The 22,880-nt window shown below is 63.0% G+C and carries 23 protein-coding genes; 12 read left to right on the top strand and 11 right to left on the bottom strand.

Annotated features, from left to right (window positions below):
- Positions 1 to 4 precede the first annotated feature (4 nt).
- A complete protein-coding gene (locus tag EN949_RS08840) occupies positions 5 to 358 on the top strand; it encodes a DUF488 domain-containing protein (protein ID WP_127366023.1) in 354 nt (117 codons plus the stop codon).
- A 60-nt stretch (positions 359 to 418) separates the two neighbouring features.
- On the opposite strand, the gene EN949_RS08835 is transcribed toward EN949_RS08840, so the two are convergent.
- From EN949_RS08835 to EN949_RS08795, 9 genes are all read right to left on the bottom strand, one after another.
- The gene (locus EN949_RS08835) at positions 419 to 769 is read right to left on the bottom strand and encodes an ArsC family reductase (RefSeq protein ID WP_013532857.1); all 351 of its coding nucleotides are present in this window, start codon (positions 767 to 769) and stop codon (positions 419 to 421) included.
- Between the two features lie 168 nt (positions 770 to 937).
- Positions 938 to 1,291, bottom strand: coding sequence for a nuclear transport factor 2 family protein (locus tag EN949_RS08830; RefSeq protein ID WP_013532858.1), 354 nt, complete (start codon positions 1,289 to 1,291; stop codon positions 938 to 940).
- Positions 1,292 to 1,425: 134 nt separating this feature from the next.
- Entirely contained in the window at positions 1,426 to 2,031 is a 606-nt protein-coding gene (locus EN949_RS08825; protein WP_027164192.1) for a 2'-5' RNA ligase, read from the bottom strand.
- Between the two features lie 177 nt (positions 2,032 to 2,208).
- Positions 2,209 to 3,294: an ABC transporter ATP-binding protein gene (locus tag EN949_RS08820; RefSeq protein WP_127366024.1), complete on the bottom strand. Its 1,086-nt coding sequence runs from the start codon at positions 3,292 to 3,294 to the stop codon at positions 2,209 to 2,211.
- Positions 3,284 to 3,892, bottom strand: a complete 609-nt coding sequence (locus tag EN949_RS08815) for a cupin domain-containing protein (RefSeq protein WP_027164194.1) — start codon at positions 3,890 to 3,892, stop codon at positions 3,284 to 3,286. The genes EN949_RS08820 and EN949_RS08815 overlap by 11 nt, the downstream gene beginning before the upstream one ends.
- A 173-nt stretch (positions 3,893 to 4,065) precedes the next feature.
- Positions 4,066 to 5,136, bottom strand: coding sequence for an ABC transporter substrate-binding protein (locus EN949_RS08810; RefSeq protein ID WP_024502621.1), 1,071 nt, complete (start codon positions 5,134 to 5,136; stop codon positions 4,066 to 4,068).
- Positions 5,121 to 5,990 carry an ABC transporter permease gene (locus EN949_RS08805; RefSeq protein ID WP_064995105.1) on the bottom strand — a complete coding sequence of 290 codons (870 nt, stop codon included), beginning with the start codon at positions 5,988 to 5,990 and terminating at the stop codon, positions 5,121 to 5,123. The genes EN949_RS08810 and EN949_RS08805 overlap by 16 nt, the downstream gene beginning before the upstream one ends.
- The gene (locus tag EN949_RS08800) at positions 5,987 to 6,871 is read right to left on the bottom strand and encodes an ABC transporter permease (protein WP_013532864.1); all 885 of its coding nucleotides are present in this window, start codon (positions 6,869 to 6,871) and stop codon (positions 5,987 to 5,989) included. Before EN949_RS08800 ends, EN949_RS08805 begins: the two co-directional genes overlap by 4 nt.
- A gap of 104 nt (positions 6,872 to 6,975) precedes the next feature.
- A complete protein-coding gene (locus EN949_RS08795; protein ID WP_127366541.1) occupies positions 6,976 to 8,256 on the bottom strand; it encodes an FAD-dependent oxidoreductase in 1,281 nt (426 codons plus the stop codon).
- Between the two features lie 237 nt (positions 8,257 to 8,493).
- Between EN949_RS08795 and EN949_RS08790 the strand changes: the two genes are divergently transcribed.
- From EN949_RS08790 to EN949_RS08765, 6 genes are all read left to right on the top strand, one after another.
- Entirely contained in the window at positions 8,494 to 9,651 is a 1,158-nt protein-coding gene (locus EN949_RS08790) for a fumarylacetoacetate hydrolase family protein (RefSeq protein ID WP_063167634.1), read from the top strand.
- Between the two features lie 76 nt (positions 9,652 to 9,727).
- The gene (locus EN949_RS08785; protein ID WP_064995104.1) at positions 9,728 to 10,273 is read left to right on the top strand and encodes a hypothetical protein; all 546 of its coding nucleotides are present in this window, start codon (positions 9,728 to 9,730) and stop codon (positions 10,271 to 10,273) included.
- Positions 10,274 to 10,596: 323 nt separating this feature from the next.
- Positions 10,597 to 11,532 (top strand): substrate-binding domain-containing protein, encoded by a 936-nt coding sequence (locus tag EN949_RS08780; protein ID WP_013532868.1) that lies wholly within the window; start codon positions 10,597 to 10,599, stop codon positions 11,530 to 11,532.
- 114 nt (positions 11,533 to 11,646) lie between these two features.
- Positions 11,647 to 12,633, top strand: coding sequence for an ABC transporter permease (locus tag EN949_RS08775; RefSeq protein WP_024502616.1), 987 nt, complete (start codon positions 11,647 to 11,649; stop codon positions 12,631 to 12,633).
- Between the two features lie 3 nt (positions 12,634 to 12,636).
- The gene (locus tag EN949_RS08770; protein WP_013532870.1) at positions 12,637 to 13,428 is read left to right on the top strand and encodes an ATP-binding cassette domain-containing protein; all 792 of its coding nucleotides are present in this window, start codon (positions 12,637 to 12,639) and stop codon (positions 13,426 to 13,428) included.
- Positions 13,429 to 13,563: 135 nt separating this feature from the next.
- Positions 13,564 to 14,586 carry a LacI family DNA-binding transcriptional regulator gene (locus EN949_RS08765; RefSeq protein WP_064995102.1) on the top strand — a complete coding sequence of 341 codons (1,023 nt, stop codon included), beginning with the start codon at positions 13,564 to 13,566 and terminating at the stop codon, positions 14,584 to 14,586.
- Between the two features lie 330 nt (positions 14,587 to 14,916).
- Here EN949_RS08765 and EN949_RS08750 read toward each other — a convergent pair whose 3' ends face one another.
- Entirely contained in the window at positions 14,917 to 15,507 is a 591-nt protein-coding gene (locus tag EN949_RS08750) for a TetR/AcrR family transcriptional regulator (protein WP_013532873.1), read from the bottom strand.
- A gap of 241 nt (positions 15,508 to 15,748) precedes the next feature.
- Here EN949_RS08750 and EN949_RS08745 point away from each other — a divergent pair, with 241 nt between their 5' ends.
- Genes EN949_RS08745 through EN949_RS08735 form a run of 3 tightly spaced genes read left to right on the top strand, consistent with a single transcriptional unit; the run spans position 15,749 to position 20,340 of the window.
- Complete coding sequence (locus EN949_RS08745) at positions 15,749 to 16,003, top strand: hypothetical protein (RefSeq protein WP_024502614.1); 255 nt, start codon at positions 15,749 to 15,751, stop codon at positions 16,001 to 16,003.
- Positions 15,997 to 19,173 carry a multidrug efflux RND transporter permease subunit gene (locus EN949_RS08740; protein ID WP_024502613.1) on the top strand — a complete coding sequence of 1,059 codons (3,177 nt, stop codon included), beginning with the start codon at positions 15,997 to 15,999 and terminating at the stop codon, positions 19,171 to 19,173. The genes EN949_RS08745 and EN949_RS08740 overlap by 7 nt, the downstream gene beginning before the upstream one ends.
- Before the next feature lie 15 nt (positions 19,174 to 19,188).
- A complete protein-coding gene (locus EN949_RS08735; RefSeq protein WP_013532876.1) occupies positions 19,189 to 20,340 on the top strand; it encodes an efflux RND transporter periplasmic adaptor subunit in 1,152 nt (383 codons plus the stop codon).
- A 9-nt stretch (positions 20,341 to 20,349) separates the two neighbouring features.
- Here the strand turns inward: EN949_RS08735 and EN949_RS37080 are convergent, their stop codons facing one another.
- Positions 20,350 to 20,787 (bottom strand): LysR family transcriptional regulator, encoded by a 438-nt coding sequence (locus EN949_RS37080; protein WP_281039766.1) that lies wholly within the window; start codon positions 20,785 to 20,787, stop codon positions 20,350 to 20,352.
- Between the two features lie 132 nt (positions 20,788 to 20,919).
- Between EN949_RS37080 and EN949_RS08725 the strand changes: the two genes are divergently transcribed.
- Positions 20,920 to 21,612 carry a GntR family transcriptional regulator gene (locus EN949_RS08725; RefSeq protein WP_063167630.1) on the top strand — a complete coding sequence of 231 codons (693 nt, stop codon included), beginning with the start codon at positions 20,920 to 20,922 and terminating at the stop codon, positions 21,610 to 21,612.
- Positions 21,613 to 21,647: 35 nt separating this feature from the next.
- The gene (locus EN949_RS08720) at positions 21,648 to 22,754 is read left to right on the top strand and encodes a mandelate racemase/muconate lactonizing enzyme family protein (protein ID WP_024502610.1); all 1,107 of its coding nucleotides are present in this window, start codon (positions 21,648 to 21,650) and stop codon (positions 22,752 to 22,754) included.
- Positions 22,755 to 22,880: the final 126 nt, after the last annotated feature.

The following is a 22,880-nucleotide window of genomic DNA, read 5'->3' as shown; positions in this document are numbered from 1 at the left end:
TGTGATGGCCTTCAACATCGCGGTCAAGCGTATCTACGAGCCGCCCGCTGCCGAGGACGGGCAGCGGGTTCTGGTCGACCGCATCTGGCCGCGCGGCGTCAGCAAGCAAGACGCCGCGCTGACGCTGTGGTTGAAGGACATCGCGCCGAGCGACGAGCTGCGAAAGTGGTTCGGACACGAGCCGGCGCGCTGGGCGGAATTTCAGGAGCGGTATCGCGCTGAGCTGGATGGGAATGGCGCGGCGGTGACGCAGTTGCGAGGCCTGCTGGGTAACGGCAAGGTGACGCTGCTCTACGGCGCGCATGACGAGGCGCACAACAATGCGGTGGCGCTGGCGGGGTATTTGCGCGCGGGTTGAGGGCACTCGGAACCTTCGAAAGCCGGCGGGCCACGGAACACCGTGGAACGAGAGGCAGCTCTACTTCCCCACCGCCGCCTCATAGACATCAGCCTTGAACCCGACCATAACCCGGTCGCCTACTTCCAGCACCGGCCGCTTGATCATGGTCGGCTTGGCCAGCATCAGCGCCTTGGCGCTCTTCTCGTCGAGACCCTGCTTTTCCTTGTCCGGCAGCTCGCGGAACGTCGTGCTCGCCTTGTTGAGCAGCTTTTCCCAGCCGACCTTGCCCGCCCAACCATCCAGCCGCTTCGCGTCCAGTCCCTCGGCCCTGAAATCGTGAAACCGGTAGGCTACGTCATGGCCTTCCAGCCAGACGCGCGCCTTCCTGACCGTGTCGCAAGTGGTGATGCCGTACATGGTGATCGTCAAAAGCGTGCTTCCTTGGCTGACTGTCGAATCCGTTCCACAGACTAAACCGCCCTTCCCGATTTGCCAGAGCCGTTGCCATATCTCCGTCTCGCATGGCGGCCAGGACAATGTCCCGGCCGTCTAATTTCCTGGTCCTGCAGCGACGTGAGCCGGAACCCGGGGCCGGCCCTAGTAATAGAAGCGCTCTTCGGTGATCTTGCCGTTTTTGACCGTGTAGAGGCCGACTTCATCCATGGTGACACGCTCGCCGGTAGCCTTGGGCGTTATGTCGAACTTGAAGCGCACCGCGAACTGGTCGCCATTGACATAGGGGCCTTCGACAGAGCCGCCATGGACTTCATTGTTCTCCTGCCACCACTGGCCCTTCTGCCTGAGAGCCTCCTTGCCACGGGAGATGGCCATCGGCCCCTCCATGGCTTCGTAGCTCACGATATCGTCGGAATTGTACTTCTCGGCGGCAGCTTCGTTCTCGCCCTGCTTGAGCAGCTCGGTAAAATCCTTGGCAATTTCCGCGATGGTCATTTGCGTTCCTCCTGTTCAGACGCATTTAGGTAGGGAACAGCCTGCTGGCCTGCCATCGTCGGACCGCGCCGTGCTGACAAGCCATGTCAGGATGATGGATATCGCTCGGAATATGTGACGACGATGTGAGCACATCACATCGCGCTCAGCGGCCAACATTCCGGGAAAACGTACTTCTTCAGTCCGCGCAAGCTGTGCACAAGGACGAACTCTCGTGCAACAAAGCTGATTGGGCCCATAGGCTGTTTGGGGACAAGTTTTCGGTCATATGCAAGCGTCAGATGCGGAACGAAACCATCTGACGCCTTGAGGCCTTCGCGCAGCATTTCGACGCCGAGCTTCCTGCTCAACTCACAAACCGGTCCGTCATCGGCGAGAAGCACGAAAGGGTGTTTGGCTGGCTTGCCCCTAGTCGCCGGTCGGCCGGGAAAGCTACTGGCATAGCGAAAGGTAACCTCGAACGGGGCCATCGCAATGCGCCGTCCCGATCGGGCGGCCGCAAAAAGAATTTTGGACCGTAGCCTTTTGTAATCACCGACATGCTGCAGGCTGACGTGAAAACGCTCCGGTAGCAGTTGGTCGCCGGTTACCCCGCATTGGCCGCATAGCCGATTTTGACAATCGGCAAAGCGCGAATGGTCCTTAGAATGCAAAAACAAACCGAAGAACACGCGCTCGGGCCGTTTAGGCCGCCATGGCGGCTCTGGAAGTCCATAGTCGAATTCGCCTTGCAGATACATACGCACACGCCCGGCAAAGAACGCTCCTGTTTTGCTCCATTCCGGAACAAAACAGGAACACTCTCCTTGAGTCAAGCCTGGAATCTATTCGAGCTCACGCCCAGCAGCCGATGATACCCTCGACCTCGAGGAAATCGTGGATCGCCCAGTTGGCCCCGGTTTTTAGCGTTCGATGAACTAACCTGGCAGCACTGGGCAGTTGGCGCCACGGCGCAGGCTGATATGCGCCACGTCGCCGACCTGGAAGCGAAAACCCTCGGCCTGGCGCGGCGCGTCGATGACGACAGGCGCGCCCTGCCCGAGTTCGGCATGCAGGCGCAGCATGCGGCCGTGAAAGACGACGCTGTTGACGCGCGCCGGTGCGGTGCCGGGCGCGGCCTCGGTCATCGCCAGCAAATCCTCCGGGCGCACGCCGATGGTGCGGGTAGCGCCCTCGGCAGGTGCCTCGCCGGTTTCGGAAATAGCCTCCAGCGGCAGGGTGCCGGCGGTGAAACGCAAGCGATCGCCATCGCGGCCGACAAACCGTGATTGCAGGAGATTCATGGTGCCGATGAAGCTCGCCACAAACTTCGTGGCAGGCCGGTCATAAAGTGTGGCCGGCGGTGCGATCTGCTCGATGCGGCCCTTGTTCATGACGACGATGCGGTCGGAAATCGACAGCGCTTCGGTCTGGTCGTGGGTGACCATGACGAAGGTGGTGCCAAGCCGCGACTGCAGCCGCTTCAGCTCAACCTGCATCTGTTCGCGCAGATGCGCATCGAGCGCCGACAACGGCTCGTCGAGCAGCAGCACGCGCGGCTCGCAGACGATGGCACGCGCGAGCGCGACGCGTTGGCGCTGGCCGCCAGACAGTTCGGAGACGCGGGCGCCAAGCTTGTCGGCGAGACCGACCATGTCGAGGGCCTCGCCGGTGCGCTTAGCCTGTTCGGCTCCAGACAGTTTGCGCAGCGACAGACCGAAGCCGACATTTTCTGCAACATTCATGTGCGGGAACAGTGCATAGTCCTGGAACACGGTGTTGACCGGCCGGTCGAACGGTCGAAGGGCCGTGATATCGCGACCATCGAGCAACACCTTGCCGCTCGACGGGCTTTCGAAACCGGCGATGACGCGCAGGCTGGTGGTCTTGCCGCAGCCCGACGGCCCGAGCAGCGTGATGAACTCGCCGCTGATAATGTCGAGATCGACAGCGTCGAGCCCAACGATGCCGCCGGGAAAAATCTTCGAGACCGCCTGCAGCCGGACGAGTGGATCAGGCGCCATCGCGAACCTCGGACGGCTTCGTGGTGTTGACCCAGAGGATCTGGCAACGCTCGGCGCCCGGATTGCGGAAGGCATGCAAAAGCGTGCTCTTGAAGGCAAAGCTGTCGCCCGCCTTCAGCCCGTATTTCGTCGAATCCACCACCAGTTCGACCTCACCGGCCAGCACGAAGCCGAATTCATGGCCGGCATGCGCATAGGCCTCGGCCGTGCCCCCTTTGGCTTCCACCGTCACCAGCATGCCGGTCAGCGTCGCGCCCGGGGGTGACAGCAGCGCCTTGGCAATGCCTTCCGATTTCACCGGGATTTGCCGCCGCTTGTCGGCACGCACGCAATAGAGGTCGTTCGCCGTGTCGCTGCCGTCGGCGATCAGCGCCGACGGCTCGATGTCGAGGGCGGCGGCGAGCGGCCAGATCACCTTGACGCGCAGCGAGGACATGCCGCGCTCGATCTGGCTCAATGCACCGATCGACACGCCGGCCTTTGCCGCAAGATCGGCCAGCGACAGATTGCGCTCCAGCCGCAGCGCCCGCACGCGCCGGCCGACGCGAACGTCGGCATCGTCCTTCGGCTTCCCAGCCGCTTCATCCAGCATGTCCATGCGTTAGTCCTCGTTTGCTTTCCCTTCTCCCCTTGTGGGAGAAGGTGGATCGGCGCGCAGCGCCGAGACGGTTGAGGGGTGTTCCAGCGGAGTGAGACGCTGGTGTTCCCTGGAGCACCCCTCATCCGTCGCCTTCGGCGACACCTTCTCCCACAAGGGGAGAAGGGGGAGCTTTATCCTCCCGCCTTGACCTTTTCGAACATCTTGGCGAGGTCGTCATTCTGTTTCATCGGTCCGGTGAAGATGGTGGTCTTCAGCATCACCTCCGGGTCGGACGGCAGCTGCAATTTCTCCAGCTCCTCCTTCGGCACCGCCGCGAAGGCCGAACTGGTCGAGCTGCCATAGCCGTAGGCCTCGATCAGGTATTTGCCGGAATCCGTCTCCAGCCGGCTGTTGATGAAATCATAGGCGAGGTCGACATTCTTGGCGTCCTTGAGCATCACGAAGCCGCAGGCCCAGGTCAGCATGCCCTCCTTGGGCTTCATGAACTCGACCGGCACGCCCTGCTTCTTGAGCGAGGTGGCCGACGCGTTCCAGGTCATGGCGGCGACCAATTGGCCGCTGGCCAGCGCCTGTTCGACGGAGGTCATGTCGGTGGTGTAGTTGGAGAGCAGCGGGCGCTGCTCGCGCAGCTTCTCGGCCACCTTGTCCATTTGCTCCGGCGTCATGTCGAACGGATTGACGCCGGCGAGCAGCGCCGCCACGACAGGCGTGTCATGCACCGCGTCGATCGTCGCCATGCGACCGGCATACTGCTTGTCCCACAAAAGGTTCCAGCTCGCTTCCGGGTTCTTCACCAGATCGGTGCGGTAGAGGATCGAGGTGTTGCCCCAGTCCCACGGCACCATCCAGACCTTGCCGTCGCCAGCCTGCAGGTCTGGCAGGTTCTTGAACACCGGGAAGATCGAGTCCCAGTTCTTGATGCGCTTGGTGTCGATCGGCTGCAGCAGGCCTTCCTTGTTCCAGCGCGCCACCTTGTCATAGCAGGGATGCGCAATGTCTGGGCGGAAGCCGGCCTTGACCTTGGTGAAGGCGTCATCGTCGTCACCGAAGATCGAGGCCTCGACGCCATCGGGATGCGCGGCAAGGAAGCTCTTGTTGAAGTCGGGCAGTTCATAGCCCGACCAGGTGAAATATTGCAGCTTGTCGCCGGCGAAAGCGACAGTCGACGACAGCGCCAGCGCGAACGCCGTCAATCCAGCGCAAACAGTCTTTGCAGAGATCGATTTCAGGTCGAATGCCATTGCAGTTCTCCTCTCTTGGTCTGTTTTGGTTGTGATGGATCCGCGGGCTTTGGCGCCGTGGCGGACAAGCCGCGATGGCGCAGAATTTCAGCTGTTGCAGCGATGACGAAGGACACCGCCAGGATCGAAGTGCCCAGTGCCATCACCGTCGGCAGCGACCGGGGAAAACGCAGCTGGCTCCAGATGTAGAGCGGCAGCGTCGGCTCGGTGCCGGCCAGGAAGAACACGACGATGAATTCGTCGAAGGAGATCAGGAAGGCCAGCATGAATGCCGAGACGATGGCCGGCAGGCTGAGCGGCAGCATGACCCGCCGGAAGGTCGTCCAGTCGGAGGCGCCGAGATCGAGTGCCGCCTCGCGAATGGTTTTCGGGATGGCGGCGAAGCGGCTGCGCATGATCACCACGGTCGTCGGCAGCGCCACCAATATATGGCCGAGAACGATGGCGACGCGCGATGGCCCCAGACCAACGAGGTTGATGAGGATCAGCAGCGATATGCCGACGATGACGCCCGGGATCAGGATCGGCAGCCTTGCGATGGCGCTGATGGTGGCGGCCAGCGGCGAGCGGCCGTAGAGGTCCATGTAGGACACGGTGATGCCGCACAGCGTCGCACCCGTGGCGGCGAAGGCGCCGATGGCGAGGCTGTTCAAGAGTGCACCGGTCAGCGCCGAATTGCCGAACAGCGTCGCGTACCATTGCAAGGTAAAACCTTGCAGCGGAAACGCTGCCTGGATCGAGTTGTTGAAGGAAAACAGCGGGATCAGCAGCACCGGCAGATAGAGAAAGACCAAATAGGCGGCGACATACATGCCGAGCCAGCGGCCACCTCCCTGCGTGCGTGCAGTGCTCATGTGCGGCTGCCAAATCTGCGGTCGGCGAAGCGGGCGACCAGCACCACGCACAGGATGACCAGCATGACGGCGACGGAGAGTGCTGCGCCAAACGGCCAGTCATTGGCCTTGCCGAATTGCGCCTGGATCAGCGTGCCGATCATGGTGCTGGCCGGGCCGCCGACGAGCGCCGGCGTGACATAGTCGCCGACCGTCGGCACGAAGACGACGAGGGCTGCCGCCAGCACGCCCGGCATCGAATTGGGCAGCACGATCCGGCGGAAAGAGGTGAATGGCCGCGCGCCGAGATCGGAAGCGGCCTCGATCAGCGATTTCGGGATGGTGTCCAGCGCCACGTAGATCGGCAGGATGGCGAAAGGCGCATAGGCGTGCGCCAGCGTGACGACGACGGCGGCCGGCGTGTTGAGAAAGGCCAATGTCGGCTCGGACCAGATGCCGCTTTCGATCAGCGCCGAGTTCAAAACGCCATTGTAGGCGAGCACGATCTTCCAGGCGAAGACGCGCAGGAGATAGCTGGTCCAGAACGGCAGCGTCACCAGGAACAGCAGCAGGCCGCGCCGCCGGCCGGCGTGGAAGGCAAGGTAGTAGGCGACGGGATAGGCAGTGACGACCGTCGCCAGCGTGACCAGAGCGGCAATGATCAGCGAGCGCAGCGTCACCGTCCAGTACAGCGGATCGGACACCACGGTGACGAAGTTCGCGACGGTGAAACCGGCGCCGAGCAGCGAACCGTCATTGCCGCGGAAGGCGAGGAAAAGCACGAGGCCAAGCGCAAACAGGATCAGCAGCAAGGTGACCAGCGCGCCCGGCAGCAGCATGGCGACCCGGAAGCCCTGGGAAGACCGGGCCTCTGGCGCTGATGTGGCAACTAGGGTCGACATCGACCTGCCTATTGGAAATTTGAAATTGGCTTAGAGTTTTTCATATTCATGAAACTGTCAAGCAGAATCCCCTAACGGAGCCCCAAGGGGATGAAGCGCCCTGGTCAGCGCTCCAACGCATCGAGCAAGCGATACCAGGCGATGGTCGCGGCGACGCCGACCTGGCGGAAGGCGTGAAACGGGATCGGCCGGATCGGCGAGACCGGGAAAGGCAATTGCCTGGCGTCGCCACTTTGGAGGTAGCCGGCGATGCGCTCGCCAAGCGCAGTCATCAGGCCGACACCACGACCCTGGCAGCCGACCACGGCGAGCAGGCCTTTCTCCGGCTCGTGGATGTGCGGCAGGTGGTCCGGCGTCATCGCAACCCGGCCGAACCAGCGCTTCTCGATGGGAACGCCGGACAGCGAGGGATAGAGCCGTACCAGCGCACGCTCGAGATGCGCCCAGTCGCCGGCGCTCGTCGGCAGCGCCATGCGGCCCCGTCCGCCAAGCACCAGCCGGCCGTCGGCGCTCTTGCGGTAGTAGACGAGGATGCGCCTGGAGTCCGACACCGCCTGCCCTTCCGGCAGGATCGTGGCCGCCAGATTGGACGGCAGCGGCGCCGTGGCGATCTGAAAGGAATGCAGCGGCACGATCGTCTGGGCGAGACCGGGGATCAGACCGTCCGTATAGGCGTTTGTCGCCAGCACGACCGCCTTTGCCTGCAATTCCAGGCCATTTTCGATCAAAATACGCCAAACACCGGCGGCATTGGCGAGCCGCACGACCCTTTGGCGCTCTGCTATCCTCACGCCAGTCGCGGTCCCGACCCGGGCAAGTTCAGACGTGTAGGCGAGCGGATCGATCACACCGGCGCGGCGGTCGAGCCAGCCGCCGAGATAACCCTGTGCGCCAGTCCTGGCTGCGGTCTCCGCTGCGTTCAGCAACCGGACGTCGGCACCGCGCGCGTGCCATTGCCGGTCGCGGTTCGTCGCCGCCTTCAGCGCGGCCTCGGTGTGCGCCGCCTGGATCCAGCCATTTCGAACGAACGGCACCGCCAGATTCTCGTCGCGGATCAGCTCGAACACCGCGTCGGCGGTCGACGCCGCGAAATTGACAAGCGCCTCGCCGCGCTCCGGGCCAAAATGCTCCAGCAACCATTCCGGATCGTATTTCAGGCCGGGAATGACCTGGCCGCCATTCAAGCCTGATGCGCCCTGGCCGATCTCGCCGGCGTCCAGCACCTGCACCGACAGGCCAAGCCGGGCGGCATGCAAGGCAGTCGACAAGCCCATGATGCCACCGCCAACGATGGCTAGATCGACCCGTTCGCCATTGGGAAGCGATTGAAACGTGGAAGCTGCCTGCGGCCTGCGCCAGATGGGATCGGAGAATGCTGTCGCCAAGGGTCACCTGAATGCGCTGCGATTGGTGAAAATCCTAGTCAGAATTTCACAATTTTGAAAGAGCACCATGGCTTTCGCCTGTGGACTGCCGCCGAGACGACCGGAGACCCAGAGTTCCGATCGCCTGCGACGGGATAGACCTTTGACGGGAATCCGGTGAAAGTGCCACGCCGATCCGGCTAGCCCACATTGTCGATCACTTCACCACATTGCCGATCACTAAGAGGACAGAGCGCCATGACGAACCCGACCCACCTGCCCAGCGAGGGCCTTTTTGTCGGACGCGCCAGAAGCAGCGGTGCTGCATACCCGCTGGTCGTCACGGTTCGCGATGGCACGGTCTTCGACATCACCTCGCGTACGGCACCGACGATGCGCGACCTTTGCGAGATGGCCGACCCGGCTGGGCATGTCCGCTCGGCCGAAGGCAGACCGATCGGTTCGCTCGATGACATCGCCGCCAACAGTTTTGAAACCGGGCGCGATCCAGCAAAACCCTACCTGCTCTCCCCGGTCGACCTGCAGGCGGTCAAGGCATCGGGCGTCACCTTCGTCGTCAGCCTGCTGGAACGGGTGATCGAGGAACAGGCGCGTGGTTCGGCTGAAAAAGCCGATGCCATCCGCGCCGACATTGCCGGACTGATCGGCCACGACCTGTCGAAGCTGAAGCCCGGTTCGCCCGAAGCGATGGAGATCAAGGCCAAGCTGATTTCGCGCGGCGCCTGGTCGCAATATCTGGAAGTGGGCATCGGCCCCGATGCCGAGATCTTCACCAAGTGCCAGCCGATGGCCTCGGTGGGCTTCGGCGCCGATGTCGGGCTGCACCCGGTGTCGACCTGGAACAATCCGGAACCCGAGATCGCCATGATCGCCGCCTCCAGCGGCAGGATCGTCGGCGCCACTATCGGCAACGACGTCAATCTGCGCGACGTCGAAGGGCGTTCGGCGCTGCTGCTCGGCAAGGCCAAGGATAACAATGCCTCGGCCTCACTTGGCCCCTTCATCCGCCTGTTCGACGAGAAATTCTCCATCGATGACGTCAAGCGCGCCGTCGTGCGCCTGAAAGTCGAGGGCGAGGACGGGTTCTCGCTGGAGGGCGCAAGCTCGATGGCCGAGATCAGCCGCTCGCCGGAGGAACTGGTCGCCGCGGCCATGGGGCCGCACCACCAGTATCCGGACGGGCTGGCGCTCTATCTCGGCACCATGTTCGTTCCGTCCAAGGATCGCGGCGAGAAGGGCAAGGGTTTTACCCACAAGGTCGGCGACATCGTCACCATCTCGTCGGAAAAATTCGGCGCGCTGGTCAACCGCGTGCAGCTGTCGCCAGACTGCCCGCACTGGACCTACGGCGCCAGCCATCTGATGCGGGAGCTGGCGAAGGCCGATCTTATTTAGCCAAGCCTTGGCCCAGGGCCACCATCAACGCAATGTTGGCGCCTTATTACTCGTGACCTCGTCGGACTGGAATCCAATGACGATACTTGATGTTCGCCGGCACACCATGAGGCGCAAGCCTGGCGCGCACCTTTCTCGAGAAGGAATCGAACTAGCGCGGTTTGTAGCCCAAGGGGCTGACTCTTATGAACTTGTTGTCACAAGCGAAATTCCACGGGCAATCGAAACCGCAATTGCGATGGGTTTCGAAGTAAATGAGTTGATTGCCGAACTTGGAATTCTTCCCAAAAATATACTCGAAACGATCTCGTGGCCGAGCCCGTTGGCGGAGGTAGAACGTGTACTCCGATCGGACGTAGACTGCATTGCATTTGCTAACACCCAAGTGCGACTGTGGACGAGCATAGCTGCCCGAGTTCCCAACGAAGCGACGGGCTTATTGGTGACGCACGGTGGGATCATCGATCTCGGCGTTGTCGCGTTCCTGATGGCCAGCAAACGTCCTATCGAGGGAGAAGCCATCGGATACTGCGAGGGGCTCCGATTAGAGTTCACCAGCGGAAGACTCACCAATGCCGAAATGCTGCGAGTGCCCGAGCATCTGCATTTGTCGGATACCTAACGGAACAAATCGCCTTGCTCGCCTGGCGGCCGATCGGCTGTGGAGCAACCTGCGCGCCGACCATGACGAGGACTATCTGCTCGGCTAGCCTCGACATCAATTATCCGACAGTCGGAAAATCACCTCAACTGATGCAATCTGATGGGACGGCTGATGACGCCCCGTCAGGCGCCCACTACACCTGCAGATGGAGGCCTGGCAGATGGAGGGCTTGCCATCCGTCGAAAAAGGGGATGCTCTGACGCATTCAATCGGCGCTGGCAAAAGACGCAGAACAAGGGAACGGATTTTGAACTGACGATCTACAAACGGGAGGAAATCAAATGCTGACACGGCTAAGACTCGTTCTATATGGCCTGTTGGTGGCGCTGATGGTGGTACCAGCAGCGGCACAGGCCAAGACGTTCTACTGGATTTCGCATGGCGGTCCGGCCGATCCGGTCTGGACCTACTTCCTGGCCGGCGCCAAGCAGTGGGCCAAGGACACCGGCAACACGGTCAACACCTCGTTCCACAATGGCGATGTCGCCTCGCAGCAGGAAGCGGTTCGCGCCGCCCTCTCCGCCAAGGCCGATGGCATCGTCACCACGAGCCCCGATCCGGGCAGCCTGATCGAGATCGTCAAGGAAGCGCGTGCGGCGAAAGTGCCGATCATCAATTTCAACACGCCTGATCCGAAAGCCGATTTCAACGCCTATGTCGGCGGCGACAATGTCACCTTCGGCAAGCATTGGGCACAGTATCTGGTCGACAAAGGCCTGGTGAAGAAGGGCGACTTCGTCTGGATGCCGGTCGAAATCCCCGGCGCCACCTATGGCGTGCAGGAAGAGGAAGGCATCAAGAGCGTCTTCGAGCCGCTCGGCATCACCTATGAAATCACGGAAGCGACGCTTGATCAGGCTGAAGTGATCAACCGCATGGTCGACTACCTCACGGCGAACAAGGCCAAGGTCAAGGCGATCATCGGCCTAGGCGACCTCGTCACCGGCTCGATCAAGCGGGTGTTCGACCAGGTCGGCATCAAGCCGGGCGAAATCCCGGTCGTCGGCTGGGGCAATTCGCTCGACACCACCCAGGAAGTGCTGAACGGCTATGTCAATGCCGGCCAGTGGCAGGACCCGCAGGCGACCAGCTATGTCGCGCTTTCGCTGGCCAATATGGCCGCCGGCGGCATTCCTCCGGGCTTCAACGTCATCACCGGCGCGCTCTATGAAAAAGACACCGCGCAGATCTACGACGACATCCTGTCCGGCAAGTAACATCCAATCTCAACAGTCGCGGCCGCCCAACGGTCGCGACTGGCTCTCCATTTCGCCGAGCCCTTCGCACGCGATGTGCAACGCTCAGCCTTCCACTCATGTCGCGGATTGCCTGTGGAAAATCATTCGCTCGTCCCACGCCTGATCGCACGGCCGGAATTCGGCCCTTTCGTGCTGCTCGTCGTCGAGATCGCCGTTTTCTGGAGTTTCAACCACGACTTCCTGTCGCCGCAGAACATCTCCAACACGCTGGCTTTCACGGTCGAGCTCGGCCTGATCGCGCTGGCGATGACACTGTTGATGACATCCGGCGAGTTCGACCTCTCGGTCGGCTCCCTGTTCGGCTTCTCGCCGGTCTTGATGTGGACCCTGTTCAACAGCGGCCTGACCTCGCTCGAAGTCGGCTTTGTCGCCGCGCTGCTGGTCGCCGCCTTCATCGGGCTGGTCAATGGCTGGTTCGTGACGCAGCTCAAGATCCCATCCTTCCTGGTGACGCTCGGCATGCTGCTGGTGGTGCGCGGCACCGCCCTTTTCGTCACCGACGGTTTTCCCCAGCGCACCTGGAGTGCGGAGGGCAGCTGGCTGGCGGAAGCGCTGGTCGGCGACTTCTTCATCGGCCCGTTCCGCATCTACATGTCACTGTTCTGGTTCATCGCCGCGGCGATCGCGCTCGGCTATGTGCTGACGCAAAGCCGCACCGGCAACTGGATCCAGGCGGCCGGCGGCAACCCGAGCGCGGCGCGGGCGCGCGGCGTCAATGTCAGCGGGGTCAAGATCGGCCTGTTCGTGCTGTCGTCGGTCATGGCCTCGCTTGCCGGCGTCATCTCTTCGTTGCGCACGTCCGCCGCCAACCCCAACAGCGGTACCGGCTATGAGTTGGAAGTCATCGCCATGGTGGTGATCGGCGGTACCGCACTTACCGGCGGGCGCGGCACGATCATCGGCACCGTGCTCGGCATCCTGATCCTGCGCGTGATGCGCAACGGCATCGTGCTGATCGGCGTGCCTGGTCTTGCCTATAACATCTTCATCGGTGCCATCATCCTCGGCATGATGGCACTGCATTCATGGCTGGAACGCCGGCATCAGGCGGGGACTTGAACCATGGCCGAGCCACTGATCCGCATGACGAACATCCGCAAGTCCTACGGCCGCGTGCAGGCGCTGGAGGATGCCAATTTCCATGTCAATGAACGGGAGATCGTCGGCTTGCTCGGCGACAATGGCGCCGGCAAGTCGACGCTGATCAAGGTGCTTTCGGGTGCCGTTCCGCTGACCAGCGGCGATATCTTCATCCGTGGCAAGAAGGTGAGCCTGCGCAGCACCAGCGACGCCATCGCCCACGGCATCGAGACGATCTACCAGGACTCCGCACTGGTCACGCAACTGTCGATCGCCCGCAATCTGTTCCTCGGGCGCGAGCCGATCAAGCCGCCGCGCTTCCTCAACCGGATGGACCAGGAGGCGATGAACACGGTTGCCCGCGATTTGCTCAAGCAGGTCGGCATCTCGAAGAACATCCCGCCGACGACGCCGATCGGTTCGCTCTCCGGCGGCGAGCGTCAGGCGGTGGCGATCGCGCGCGCCATGCATTTCGACAGCGACCTGATCATCCTCGACGAGCCCACCAACAATCTGGGCGTCGCCGAAACACAGGGCGTGCTGAGTTTCGTGCGCAGCGCCCGCGATTCCGGTCACTCCTGCATTTTCATCGCCCACAACATCCACCATGTCTTCCAAGTGGTCGACCGCATCGTCGTCATGCGCCGGGGCAAGGTGGTCGCCGACGACATCGACCCGAAGACGACCAGCGTGGCGGAGGTAGAGCGGATCATCACCGGCATGTCGGACAAGGAAATCCGCGATGCCATCACCGATGGCAAGCCGTCGCACTGACTGTCGGGTGATGGCGGCAATCACCGCTGCCTCAGATCGCATCGCTTGTCTGGCGCGGCATCGCAGGGCGCATAGGTAGCGGCATGAAAGCCACCGTTTCGGATATCGCCGCAATTGCGGGCTGTGGGTAGCGGCATGAAAGCCACCGTCTCGGATATCGCCCGCAATTGCGGGCTATCGACCGCAACGGTCGACAGGGTGCTGAACAACCGGCCGGGTGCGAGTGCGGCCAACCGCCAGCGCGTCATGGAGGCGGCCAAGCAACTCGGCTACCTGCCGGTCGCCGATCAGGTGACGCTGCCCTCGCGGCCCGCCCACCTCGAATTCCTGCTGCCGATCGGCAGCAATGCCTTCATGCGCGATCTCGCCGGGCATATCGAGGACTACGCCGCGCGTCTGCCGCTTGTCGCCTCGTGCCGGATCCACAATCTCGCCGGTATCTCGCCGAACGCGCTGCAGAGCGCTGTCGAAAACCTGTCGCTCAGGGCCAATGGCGTCGGCGTGATCGCTGTCGATCATCCGCGTACGCGCAACATCCTGCGCGACATCGTCGAAGCCGGCATGCGTCTGGTGACGCTGGTGTCCGATGTTCCGACGGCACCACGCGCGGCCTATGTCGGCATCGACAACCGGGTGGCGGGACGAACGGCGGCGCTGCTGATGGGACGCTTCCTTGGCGGCCGCACCGGCCATCTGGCGATGGTCGTCGGCTCACGTTCCTATCGCGGCCACGAGGAACGCGAGATGGGTTTCCGCTCGGTGCTCAATGAGGAGTTTCCCAATCTGACCGTCAGCAGCGCCGTCGAGATCAACGACGAGCCCGATGCCAGCTACACCGAGACCATGAAGGCACTGCACGACGAGCCGGAGTTGCTCGGCATCTATTGCGTCGGAGCTGGACATTCGGGCGTTGCAAAGGCGATCCGCGAGGCCAGGCCGAACCGCAAGCCGGTGTTCATCTGCCACGACCTGACCAAGGACACGCGCGGTCATCTCGTCGACGATCTCGCCGATGTCGTCATCGACCAGAATGCGCGGCTGATCGCCGAGCAGTCGGTCATTCGCCTGCTCGGCTCGATTGCCTCCTCCGCACCCTATCTGACGCGCAAGTTCATCGAACCGCGCTTGATCTTCAGGGAAAACGTGCCGGTGCAGTGAAGCAGGCGGCCTGAAAAAATGCCTGTTGCCGGATTTGTATGATAATTGGCACGGCAAATCTGCACAGCAGCTATGCAAGTTTCTTTGTTGCCGAATCGTTGGGCAACTCGTAGGTTCTGGTTGTCGGCCATCTACTCCTCCCAGATGCGATGCCGACGCTGAATGGGGTGCACCTCCTCCCGCGCCACATTCGAAAATCGAGCCCGCTGCCACCTCCTCCCGGCAGCGGGCTTTTTTCGTTTGGCCGCCGGAGTTTCCATACCGCCTGGGTCAACGGCGTACGCGGCCCTCCGTCATAGAGCCGTAACCCGCCAACAATCGTGGCGAATCTCAACCGGCGGCAGCGCCCCGGAACGAAACGATCAGCCCTTCGGCCATGCGCACGAACTGGGTGCTCGGACCTTCGGTACCCACGGTCTGCACGCTGACACGCGCGCCCTCGAACAGCAGCGACAGCGTATCGGCGAGCAGTTCGGCCTGACCAATGCCGGCATCCCGACATAGCGTCACAAGGCGCGCGCGCTGGGCTTCCTTGAGCTCCTTGATCACCAGCCTGGCCGGATGGTCCGGCTCGGTCAGCTCAGCGGCGGCGTTGGCCATGTCGCAGCCGCGGCCGTCCGCATTGAGCATGGCAGCCGCCTTGCGAACCCAGGCATGCAGCTGGGCAAGCTTGTCACCAGGGAATTCGGCCTCGAATGCTTCCCACATAGCGCCGGCCTTGGCCGCATTGGCGCGCAGGCATTCGACGATCAGTTCGTCCTTGGATTCGAAGTGACGATAGAGCGTCATCTTGTTCGTGCCGGCAGCTTCGGTGATGGCGTCGACGCCGACGCCCTTGATGCCATGCTTGTGGAACATGTCGCGTGCCGTCTCCAGGATCCGATCCCGGGGACGAGAGCGCTCCACGATGCCGTCTGCCATCATGATCTCCTTTCGTTTCCAAAAAACCCTCGGCCACCTCTTGACTAGGGTGTTACCGGTCTGTAACTTCCAGAATGTTACTTACTGGTAACACCTATATCGTCCACCGTCAATAACAAGGCCGTGAACGGCCCTGCCAGACGAGAGGGGCGAGAAACTGCCAATCATGCGGCCTCGGCCGGTGAAGAGATGAAAACGGTTCGCGAGCACGGGCTGCGAATCGACAGACAAGGAGCCGGCCATGCCACAGCGCCGCGATCTTACCATAGATGAAGCCGTCCGGGATCCGATGATCCGGCTGGTCATGAAAGCCGATGGCGTCGACCCGCGCGCCTTCGAGACGATGTTGCGCTCGCTCGCCGATACGCAGCGTGGCGAGGTGCCGTTGCTGCGTTCGCGGGACGGCCTCGGTGACAAGCGCGGCCAAAGGCTGTCCAGGGTTGCCAGCGCCTTCGGGCGGGCAACAGCAGCCGGAGAGGCGTGCGTGTCGTGGTAAACTTTTTCATTCACCGTCCGATCTTCGCCTCGGCGATCGCCATCATCATGGTGCTCGCCGGGTCGATTTGTTATTTCCTGCTGCCCGTCTCGCAGTTTCCCGACATCACGCCGCCGCAGGTCGTGGTCAGCGCCCATTATCCGGGCGCCAGCGCACAAGTGGTGGCCGACACGGTGACGACGCCGCTGGAGCAGCAGATCAACGGCGTGCAGGGCATGACCTACATGTCGTCGACGAGTTCCAATGACGGCTCCTCGACCATCACCATCACCTTCGATGTCGGCTATTCGCTGAGCACCGCCGCCGTCGACGTGCAGAACCGCGTCTCGCAGGCCGCCTCGTCGCTGCCGGCGATCGTCAACCAGGGCGGCGTGACGATCAAGAAGCAGAATCCGAACTTCGTCCTGATCGTCAACCTGACTTCGCCCGACAGTTCGGTCGATCCGGTGGCGCTGAGCAACCTTGCCTATCTGCAGGTGGTCGACCCGCTGAAGCGGCTGCCCGGCGTCGGCGACGTGCAGATCTTCGGCGAGCGGCGCTATTCGATGCGCGTCTGGCTCGATCCCGACAAGCTCGCCAATCTCGGCATCACCGCCGTCGATGTGCAAAACGCCATCGCCGAACAGAACGTCCAGGTGGCGGCCGGCAAGATCGGCCAGTCGCCGGCACCCGCCGGCACCGCCTTCGAGATGCAGGTCAACGCCGTCGGCCGCTTGAGCGATCCCAAGGAATTCGGCGACATCGTCGTGCGCGCCAACACCGATACCGGCTCGCTGGTCAGGCTGCGCGACGTCGCCCGCATCGAACTCGGCGCGCTGCAATATTCGTCGTCTGCCTTCTTCGGTAAAGACCCGACCGTGGTGCTTGCCGTTTACCAGATGCCCGGCTCCAACGCGCTCGATCTGCAGCAGCGCGTCAAGGACAAGATGCAGGAGCTGTCGGGCCGTTTCCCGAAGGGCGTGTCCTATGCGATGCACTACGACACCACCCGTTTCGTCTCGGCGTCGATGCATGACGTGCTGATCACGCTCGGCGAAGCGCTGGTGCTGGTCGTCGCCGTGGTGTTCCTCTTCCTGCAAAGCTGGCGCACGACGATCATCCCGACCATCGCCATTCCGGTGTCGCTGGTGGCGACGCTGGTCGTCATGGAGATGCTCGGCTTCTCGCTCAACATGCTGTCCCTGCTCGGCATGGTGCTGGCGATCGGCCTCGTCGTCGACGACGCCATCGTCGTGGTCGAGAATGTCGAACGACAGCTGGAGGCCGGGCTCAAACCGCTTGCGGCGACCAAGGCCGCAATGACCGAGGTCACCGGCCCGATCATCGCCACCACCGCGGTGCTGATGGCGGTGTTCGTGCCGGTCGCCTTCATTCCCGGCGTCTCCGGCAAGCTCTACAACCAGTTCGCACTGACGGTGGCGATCTCCGTCGGCATCTCCGCCTTCAACTCGCTGACGCTGAGCCCCGCGCTCAGTGCCGCCTTCCTGCGGCATCGCGGCGAAACGCAGTTCGCCCCGTTCCGCTGGTTCAACACCGGCTTCGACAGGCTGTCGCACGCCTATGCCAATGGTGTGCGCATCCTCATCCGCTTGCGCTGGATCATGCTCGGCCTGTTCGCGGCGGGGCTGGTCGCCACCTACTTCGTCTGGCAGCGGCTGCCCTCGACCTTCCTTCCGGTCGAGGACCAGGGCTATTTCTTCGTCGTCATCCAGTTGCCCGACGGCGCGTCGCTGGAACGCACCGACGCGGTGGCGCAGAAGGCGCGTGACATCCTGCAGGCGACGCCCGGCGTCGACATCGTCGGCTCGATCAGCGGCCTGAACTTCCTGACCAGTGCCGCGCAATCGAATTCGGCGGTCGAATTCGCCATCCTGAAGCCATGGGAGGAGCGGGGCCCCGACCAGAGCGCGTCGAAGCTCGTCGCCGATGTGCGCGGCAAGCTGATGCAGATCCCGGAGGCCTTTGCGCTGAGCTTCGATCCGCCGTCGATCCCCGGTATCGGCACGACGGGCGGCTTCGAGTTCGTCGTCGAGGATCTGACCGGCCGGGGCAGTTCAGCCCTCAACGATGCGACGCAAGCCGTGATCGCCGAGGCGCGCAAGCAGCCGGAAATCAACCCGCAGCAGCTGTTCTCGCCGTTTTCGACCTCGACGCCGCAGTTCAACTACGACCTCGACCGCAGCAAGGCCAAACTGCTCGGCCTCAACCTGCCTGACGTCTTCAACACGCTACAGATCTATCTCGGCTCGCTCTACGTCAACGACTTCAACCTGTTTGGCCGCACCTTCCGGGTGACCATCCAGGCCGACAAGGATGCACGTGCAGGTGCCGCCGACATTTCGCGGCTCTATGTGCGCAATGCCTCCGGCGGCATGGTGCCGCTCTCGACGCTGGGCAAACTCGTGCCCTTCGTCGGCCCGGAGACCGTGCCGCACTACAACAACAATGCCTCGGCCTCGATCAATGGCGGCGCCGCACCGGGCTTTTCCTCCGGCCAGGCGGTTGCCGCCATGGAACGGGCCGCTGCAACCGCGCTGCCAAGGGATTTCGGTTTCGAATGGACCGGCATCACCTTCCAGGAGCTCAAGGCAGGATCGATCGCGTCCGTCGTCTTCGGCCTCGCCATTGTCTTCGTCTTCCTGATCCTGGCGATGCAGTATGAGAGCTGGGCGATGCCGTTCATGGTGCTGTTGGCGGTGCCACTGGCCCTGTTCGGCGCCTTCGCAGCGTTGTTGCTGCGTGGCATGCAGATCGACGTCTACTCGCAGATCGGCTTCGTCATGCTGATCGGCCTGGCGGCCAAGAATGCGATCCTGATCGTCGAATTCGCAAGGCGACGGCGCGAGGAAGGCCTCAGCATCGTCGACGCGGCGATGGAGGCGGCACGGCTCAGGCTGCGGCCGATCCTGATGACGGCCTTCGCCTTCATCCTCGGCGTGCTGCCGCTGATGTTTGCGACCGGCGCCGGTGCGGCAAGCCGGCAGTCGATCGGCACCACCGTGTTCGGCGGCATGGTCGCGGCGACCATCCTGTCGCTGGTGTTCGTGCCGGTGTTCTACGCGGTCATCGAACAGCTGCGCGAACGCCGCGGCAAAGACGAGCCCACCTCTCAAGACAATGAACCAACTGCTGAGCACGCTTTACCGCCCCTGGCGGAAGCAGCCGAATAAGATTGGAGACTGATCATGCGTAAATGGAAAATCGCGTTGGGAACGGCTGTCGCGCTGGGTGCGATCTCGGTGGCCAGCGTCCACCTGCTCGATATGGGCAATCTCAGCCTCAATGCCGGCACGGCAGGTGCGGCGCCCGCCCCGGCGGCGTTCGTCATGCCGGTGCCGGTGGTCAGTGTCGTCAAGAAGACGATCCCGATCTACCTCGACTATGCCGCGCGGACAGAGCCGATCCGCAGCATCACCTTACAGGCGAGGATTCCCGGCTATCTGCAGGAGCAGACCGCAGCCGACGGCGTCGACGTCCGGCAAGGCGATCTTCTCTACAAGATCTCGCCTGACGACTTCCAGGCGGCGCTCGACCAGGCCAAGGCCCAAGTGCAGCGCGACACGGCGACGCTCGACTATGCCCGCTCGAATCTTGGTCGCGGCACCGAGCTCGCCAAGAGCGGCTACCTCGCCAAGGACGGCTTCGACCAGCGCACCAGCACCTTGCGCGAAGCGCAGGCATCGCTGGCGCTGAACCAGGCGGCGGTCCGCACGGCAGAGCTCAATCTGAGCTACGCTGAAATCCGGGCGCCGTTTGCCGGGCGCCTTGGCCGCAACCAGGCCTCGGTCGGAACGCTGGTCAGCGTCGCCGGCACCGTGCTCAACACGCTGGTGCAGCTCGACCCGATCTACGTCACCTTCAACCCGAGCGAGACGGATCTGACCGAGATCGAGCAAGCCCGTGCGAACGGCCCGATCGAAGTGGATGTCCTGCTCCCCGGCCAGACCGAGGCAAGCCAGAAGGGCGAGCTTACCTTCATCGACAATTCGGTCGACCGCTCGACCGGCACGATCACGGCGCGCGCGACGATCGGCAATGGCAAGTTTACGCTGCTGCCGGGCCAATATGTCCGTGTCCGGCTGCATGTGAGAGAGCAAGCCGATGCGCTGATGGTGCCCCAGACGGCGCTGGGCTCAAGCCAGCTCGGCAAATATCTCTATGTCGTCGGCAAGGGCAACACGGTCGACCAGCGGCTCGTTTCGCTCGGACCGACGAGCGGCGATCAGGTCGCCATCCTCAGCGGCGTCGCCGAGGGCGACCAGGTGATTACGGGCAATCTGCAGAAGATCGGCCCCGGAGCGCCCGTATCGCCGATACCGGAAAAGCCGGCCACCTGAACACCCCCGTCAGGATCCGGCTTCAGCGCGGCGCCCCGGCCTTCCCACAGGTCGCGGGCGCCGCTCGACTGAACATCGACCAGACCGGCAACATCGGCCCGGTCGGCCTTGGCCGGCGGCATGAATGCACAATAGGGGTGCCCGAGGCGCACCGAGACGGAGGAGAGCGCAATCAGCCGACCGGCCTCCAGATCGGCGTGCGCCATGACCCGCTGGCCAAGCGCGATGCCCAGGCCGAGCCTTACCGAGGCGATCGGCGTCGGTGAGCGCGATGCGGTTGCCGCTGCGCACGAACAGCTGCTTGCCGAACCAGGTTTCGAGATTGCGTATCTGCTGGCTGACCGCTGCAGAGGACACGCCGAGTTCAGAGGCGGCCAGAGTGAAGCTGCCGGCACGGGCGGCAACTTCAAAAGTCTTGATCGCATTCAGCGGCGGCAACCGTTCCACAGCGCTCCATATGACTCGCCAGAGGGAATTTCGAAACGGTCTCTGCAGCGTTGGCCAATCAATTGAAATACCCTCTTGTTAGATTGTCGACAATCTGCTTGTCTTGCTTTCGGTTCCCCTGGGAGTGGCCGAATGGCGAAAGCGGATTTCAGTCCGATCGCGGATACGACGCGACGCGCCGAGATCGTTGCGCTGTTGCGGCGCGCGATCCTGACCGGCCAGCTCGCGCCCGGCCAGAAGCTCAACGAGCTCCGTATCTCCGAACAGATGCGGGTCAGCCGCGCGCCGCTGCGCGAGGCGATGCGCGAGCTGGTCCAGGAAGGAATCCTGACCAGCATCCCCTATGCTGGCACCTTCGTCATCGAGGTCACAGCCAAGGACATCGACGATGCCTATTCGTTCAACAAGGTGATGGACGAGCTGGCCATCGAACGGGCGTGGCCGCTGCGTGACCAGCGCTTCTTCGACGAACTCGACCGGCGCCACGAAGCCGTGAAGCAGGCGACCCGCGCATTGGACACGACACGCCAGATCGAAACCGCGCTGCAACTGCATGGCCTGATCTACGAATGGGCCGATAATTCGGTGCTGCTGGAAACCTGGCAGCGGCTGACCAGCCGGCTGCAGATGTATTTCGCGCTCCACCAGCATGCCCGCAACGAGCCGGTGCCGGCCGAAGACGTTCACGAAACCTATGTGCGGTTGCTGAAGGGCAAGGACATGCGTGCGGCCCAGCGCCATGCCAGGGAGCATATCGATCTCGACTTCGAGGAGTTGCTTGCCTACGCGCGCAGCCTCGAACAACGCCCATCGAGGGGCGCCTGACCCGTTCCCAACACCACAGACAGCGGACAAGACACGTGCAGATCGAGACCATCAAGGCCTACCACGTCATGCAGCCCTTCGTTGACGGGCCATACCGCATGTCGAAGGGGCGCGAGGCCGACGCCTTCGACGCGGTGATCGTGTCCATGACATCAGACAGCGGCATCACCGGCTGGGGCGAGATGGCGCCGCTCGGCAATTTTTACTCAGCCGCCTTCCCCGCCGGCGTTCGCGCCGGCGTGGTCGAGATCGCGCCGCATCTGATCGGCCGCGATCCGCGCGGGCTGGCCAGCATCGGGCGGCTGATGGACACGGTGTTCAAGGGCCATCCCTACATCAAGTCGGCGCTCGACATGGCCTGCTGGGATCTGGCGGCGCGCGCAGCCGACGTGCCGCTGGTCACGCTGCTCGGCGGCAAGGAAAGCGACACCGCGGAACTCTACAAGGTCGTCACGCACGGGAGCGTCGACGCCATGGCCGCGCTGGCCAAGCGCATCGTCAAGGACGGCTTCCACCGGCTGCAGGTCAAGGTCGGCGGCAATGTCCATGACGACATCGAACGCGTCATCGCGGTTGCCTCCTCGGTGCCGAAAGGCACGGTCATCTTCTGCGACGCCAATGCCGGCTGGACTCCCTATCAGGCGCGCCAATTCGCCGATGCCACGCGCGCCATCGACTACACGTTCGAGCAGCCCTGCACCACGATCGATGAAAACATGTCGGTGCGCCGCATGCTCGACAAGCCGATGGTGCTCGACGAATCCGTCACCTCGCTCGAGGCGATGCTGGAAATTCATCGCCTGGGCGCGGCCGACGGGCTGACGCTGAAGATCTCGCGCCTTGGCGGCGTGACGAAGACGCGCCAGATCCGCGACATTGCCGTCGACCTCGGCTTCATGATCACGGTCGAGGACACGGGCGGCGCCGAGATCGACACCGCGGCGATGGCGCATCTGTCGCTGTCGACGCCGGAAGAGCGCCGGCTGCACGCCATCGCCTTCCATGAATGGGTGACGGTGCGCACGGCATCGAACATGCCACCGGTCACCGGCAGCCGCATGGGCATTCCAGACGGGCCGGGTCTCGGCATAGACGTCGTTCCCGATCTGCTCGGCGCGCCGTTCTTCGAGGTCGGGCGCTGAGATGAAAATCCGCAGCATCAAAGCCACGCCGATCAATTTGCGCCTCGAAGCGCCCTATGCCTGGGTGTTCGGCGAACTCGACGGATTTTCCCCGACCGTCGTCGAAGTCGAGACCGAGGATGGCCT

The sequence above is a fragment of the Mesorhizobium sp. M7A.F.Ca.US.007.01.2.1 genome, from assembly GCF_003998165.1.
Taxonomy (GTDB): domain Bacteria; phylum Pseudomonadota; class Alphaproteobacteria; order Rhizobiales; family Rhizobiaceae; genus Mesorhizobium; species Mesorhizobium ciceri.
The sequence above is the reverse complement of the archived record's forward strand: the minus strand, read 5'-3'. Positions and strand labels throughout refer to the sequence as shown.

Bases quoted from the DNA above. Each gene is read 5' to 3' on its own strand.
- EN949_RS08840 (WP_127366023.1), top strand. From the start codon at position 5: ATGGCCTTCAACATCGCGGTCAAGCGTATCTACGAGCCGCCCGCTGCC.
- EN949_RS08830 (WP_013532858.1), bottom strand. From the start codon at position 1,291: ATGACCATCGCGGAAATTGCCAAGGATTTTACCGAGCTGCTCAAGCAG.
- EN949_RS08825 (WP_027164192.1), bottom strand. From the start codon at position 2,031: ATGTATCTGCAAGGCGAATTCGACTATGGACTTCCAGAGCCGCCATGG.
- EN949_RS08820 (WP_127366024.1), bottom strand. From the start codon at position 3,294: ATGGCGCCTGATCCACTCGTCCGGCTGCAGGCGGTCTCGAAGATTTTT.
- EN949_RS08815 (WP_027164194.1), bottom strand. From the start codon at position 3,892: ATGGACATGCTGGATGAAGCGGCTGGGAAGCCGAAGGACGATGCCGAC.
- EN949_RS08810 (WP_024502621.1), bottom strand. From the start codon at position 5,136: ATGGCATTCGACCTGAAATCGATCTCTGCAAAGACTGTTTGCGCTGGA.
- EN949_RS08805 (WP_064995105.1), bottom strand. From the start codon at position 5,990: ATGAGCACTGCACGCACGCAGGGAGGTGGCCGCTGGCTCGGCATGTAT.
- EN949_RS08800 (WP_013532864.1), bottom strand. From the start codon at position 6,871: ATGTCGACCCTAGTTGCCACATCAGCGCCAGAGGCCCGGTCTTCCCAG.
- EN949_RS08790 (WP_063167634.1), top strand. From the start codon at position 8,494: ATGACGAACCCGACCCACCTGCCCAGCGAGGGCCTTTTTGTCGGACGC.
- EN949_RS08785 (WP_064995104.1), top strand. From the start codon at position 9,728: ATGACGATACTTGATGTTCGCCGGCACACCATGAGGCGCAAGCCTGGC.
- EN949_RS08780 (WP_013532868.1), top strand. From the start codon at position 10,597: ATGCTGACACGGCTAAGACTCGTTCTATATGGCCTGTTGGTGGCGCTG.
- EN949_RS08770 (WP_013532870.1), top strand. From the start codon at position 12,637: ATGGCCGAGCCACTGATCCGCATGACGAACATCCGCAAGTCCTACGGC.
- EN949_RS08765 (WP_064995102.1), top strand. From the start codon at position 13,564: ATGAAAGCCACCGTCTCGGATATCGCCCGCAATTGCGGGCTATCGACC.
- EN949_RS08750 (WP_013532873.1), bottom strand. From the start codon at position 15,507: ATGGCAGACGGCATCGTGGAGCGCTCTCGTCCCCGGGATCGGATCCTG.
- EN949_RS08745 (WP_024502614.1), top strand. From the start codon at position 15,749: ATGCCACAGCGCCGCGATCTTACCATAGATGAAGCCGTCCGGGATCCG.
- EN949_RS08735 (WP_013532876.1), top strand. From the start codon at position 19,189: ATGCGTAAATGGAAAATCGCGTTGGGAACGGCTGTCGCGCTGGGTGCG.
- EN949_RS08725 (WP_063167630.1), top strand. From the start codon at position 20,920: ATGGCGAAAGCGGATTTCAGTCCGATCGCGGATACGACGCGACGCGCC.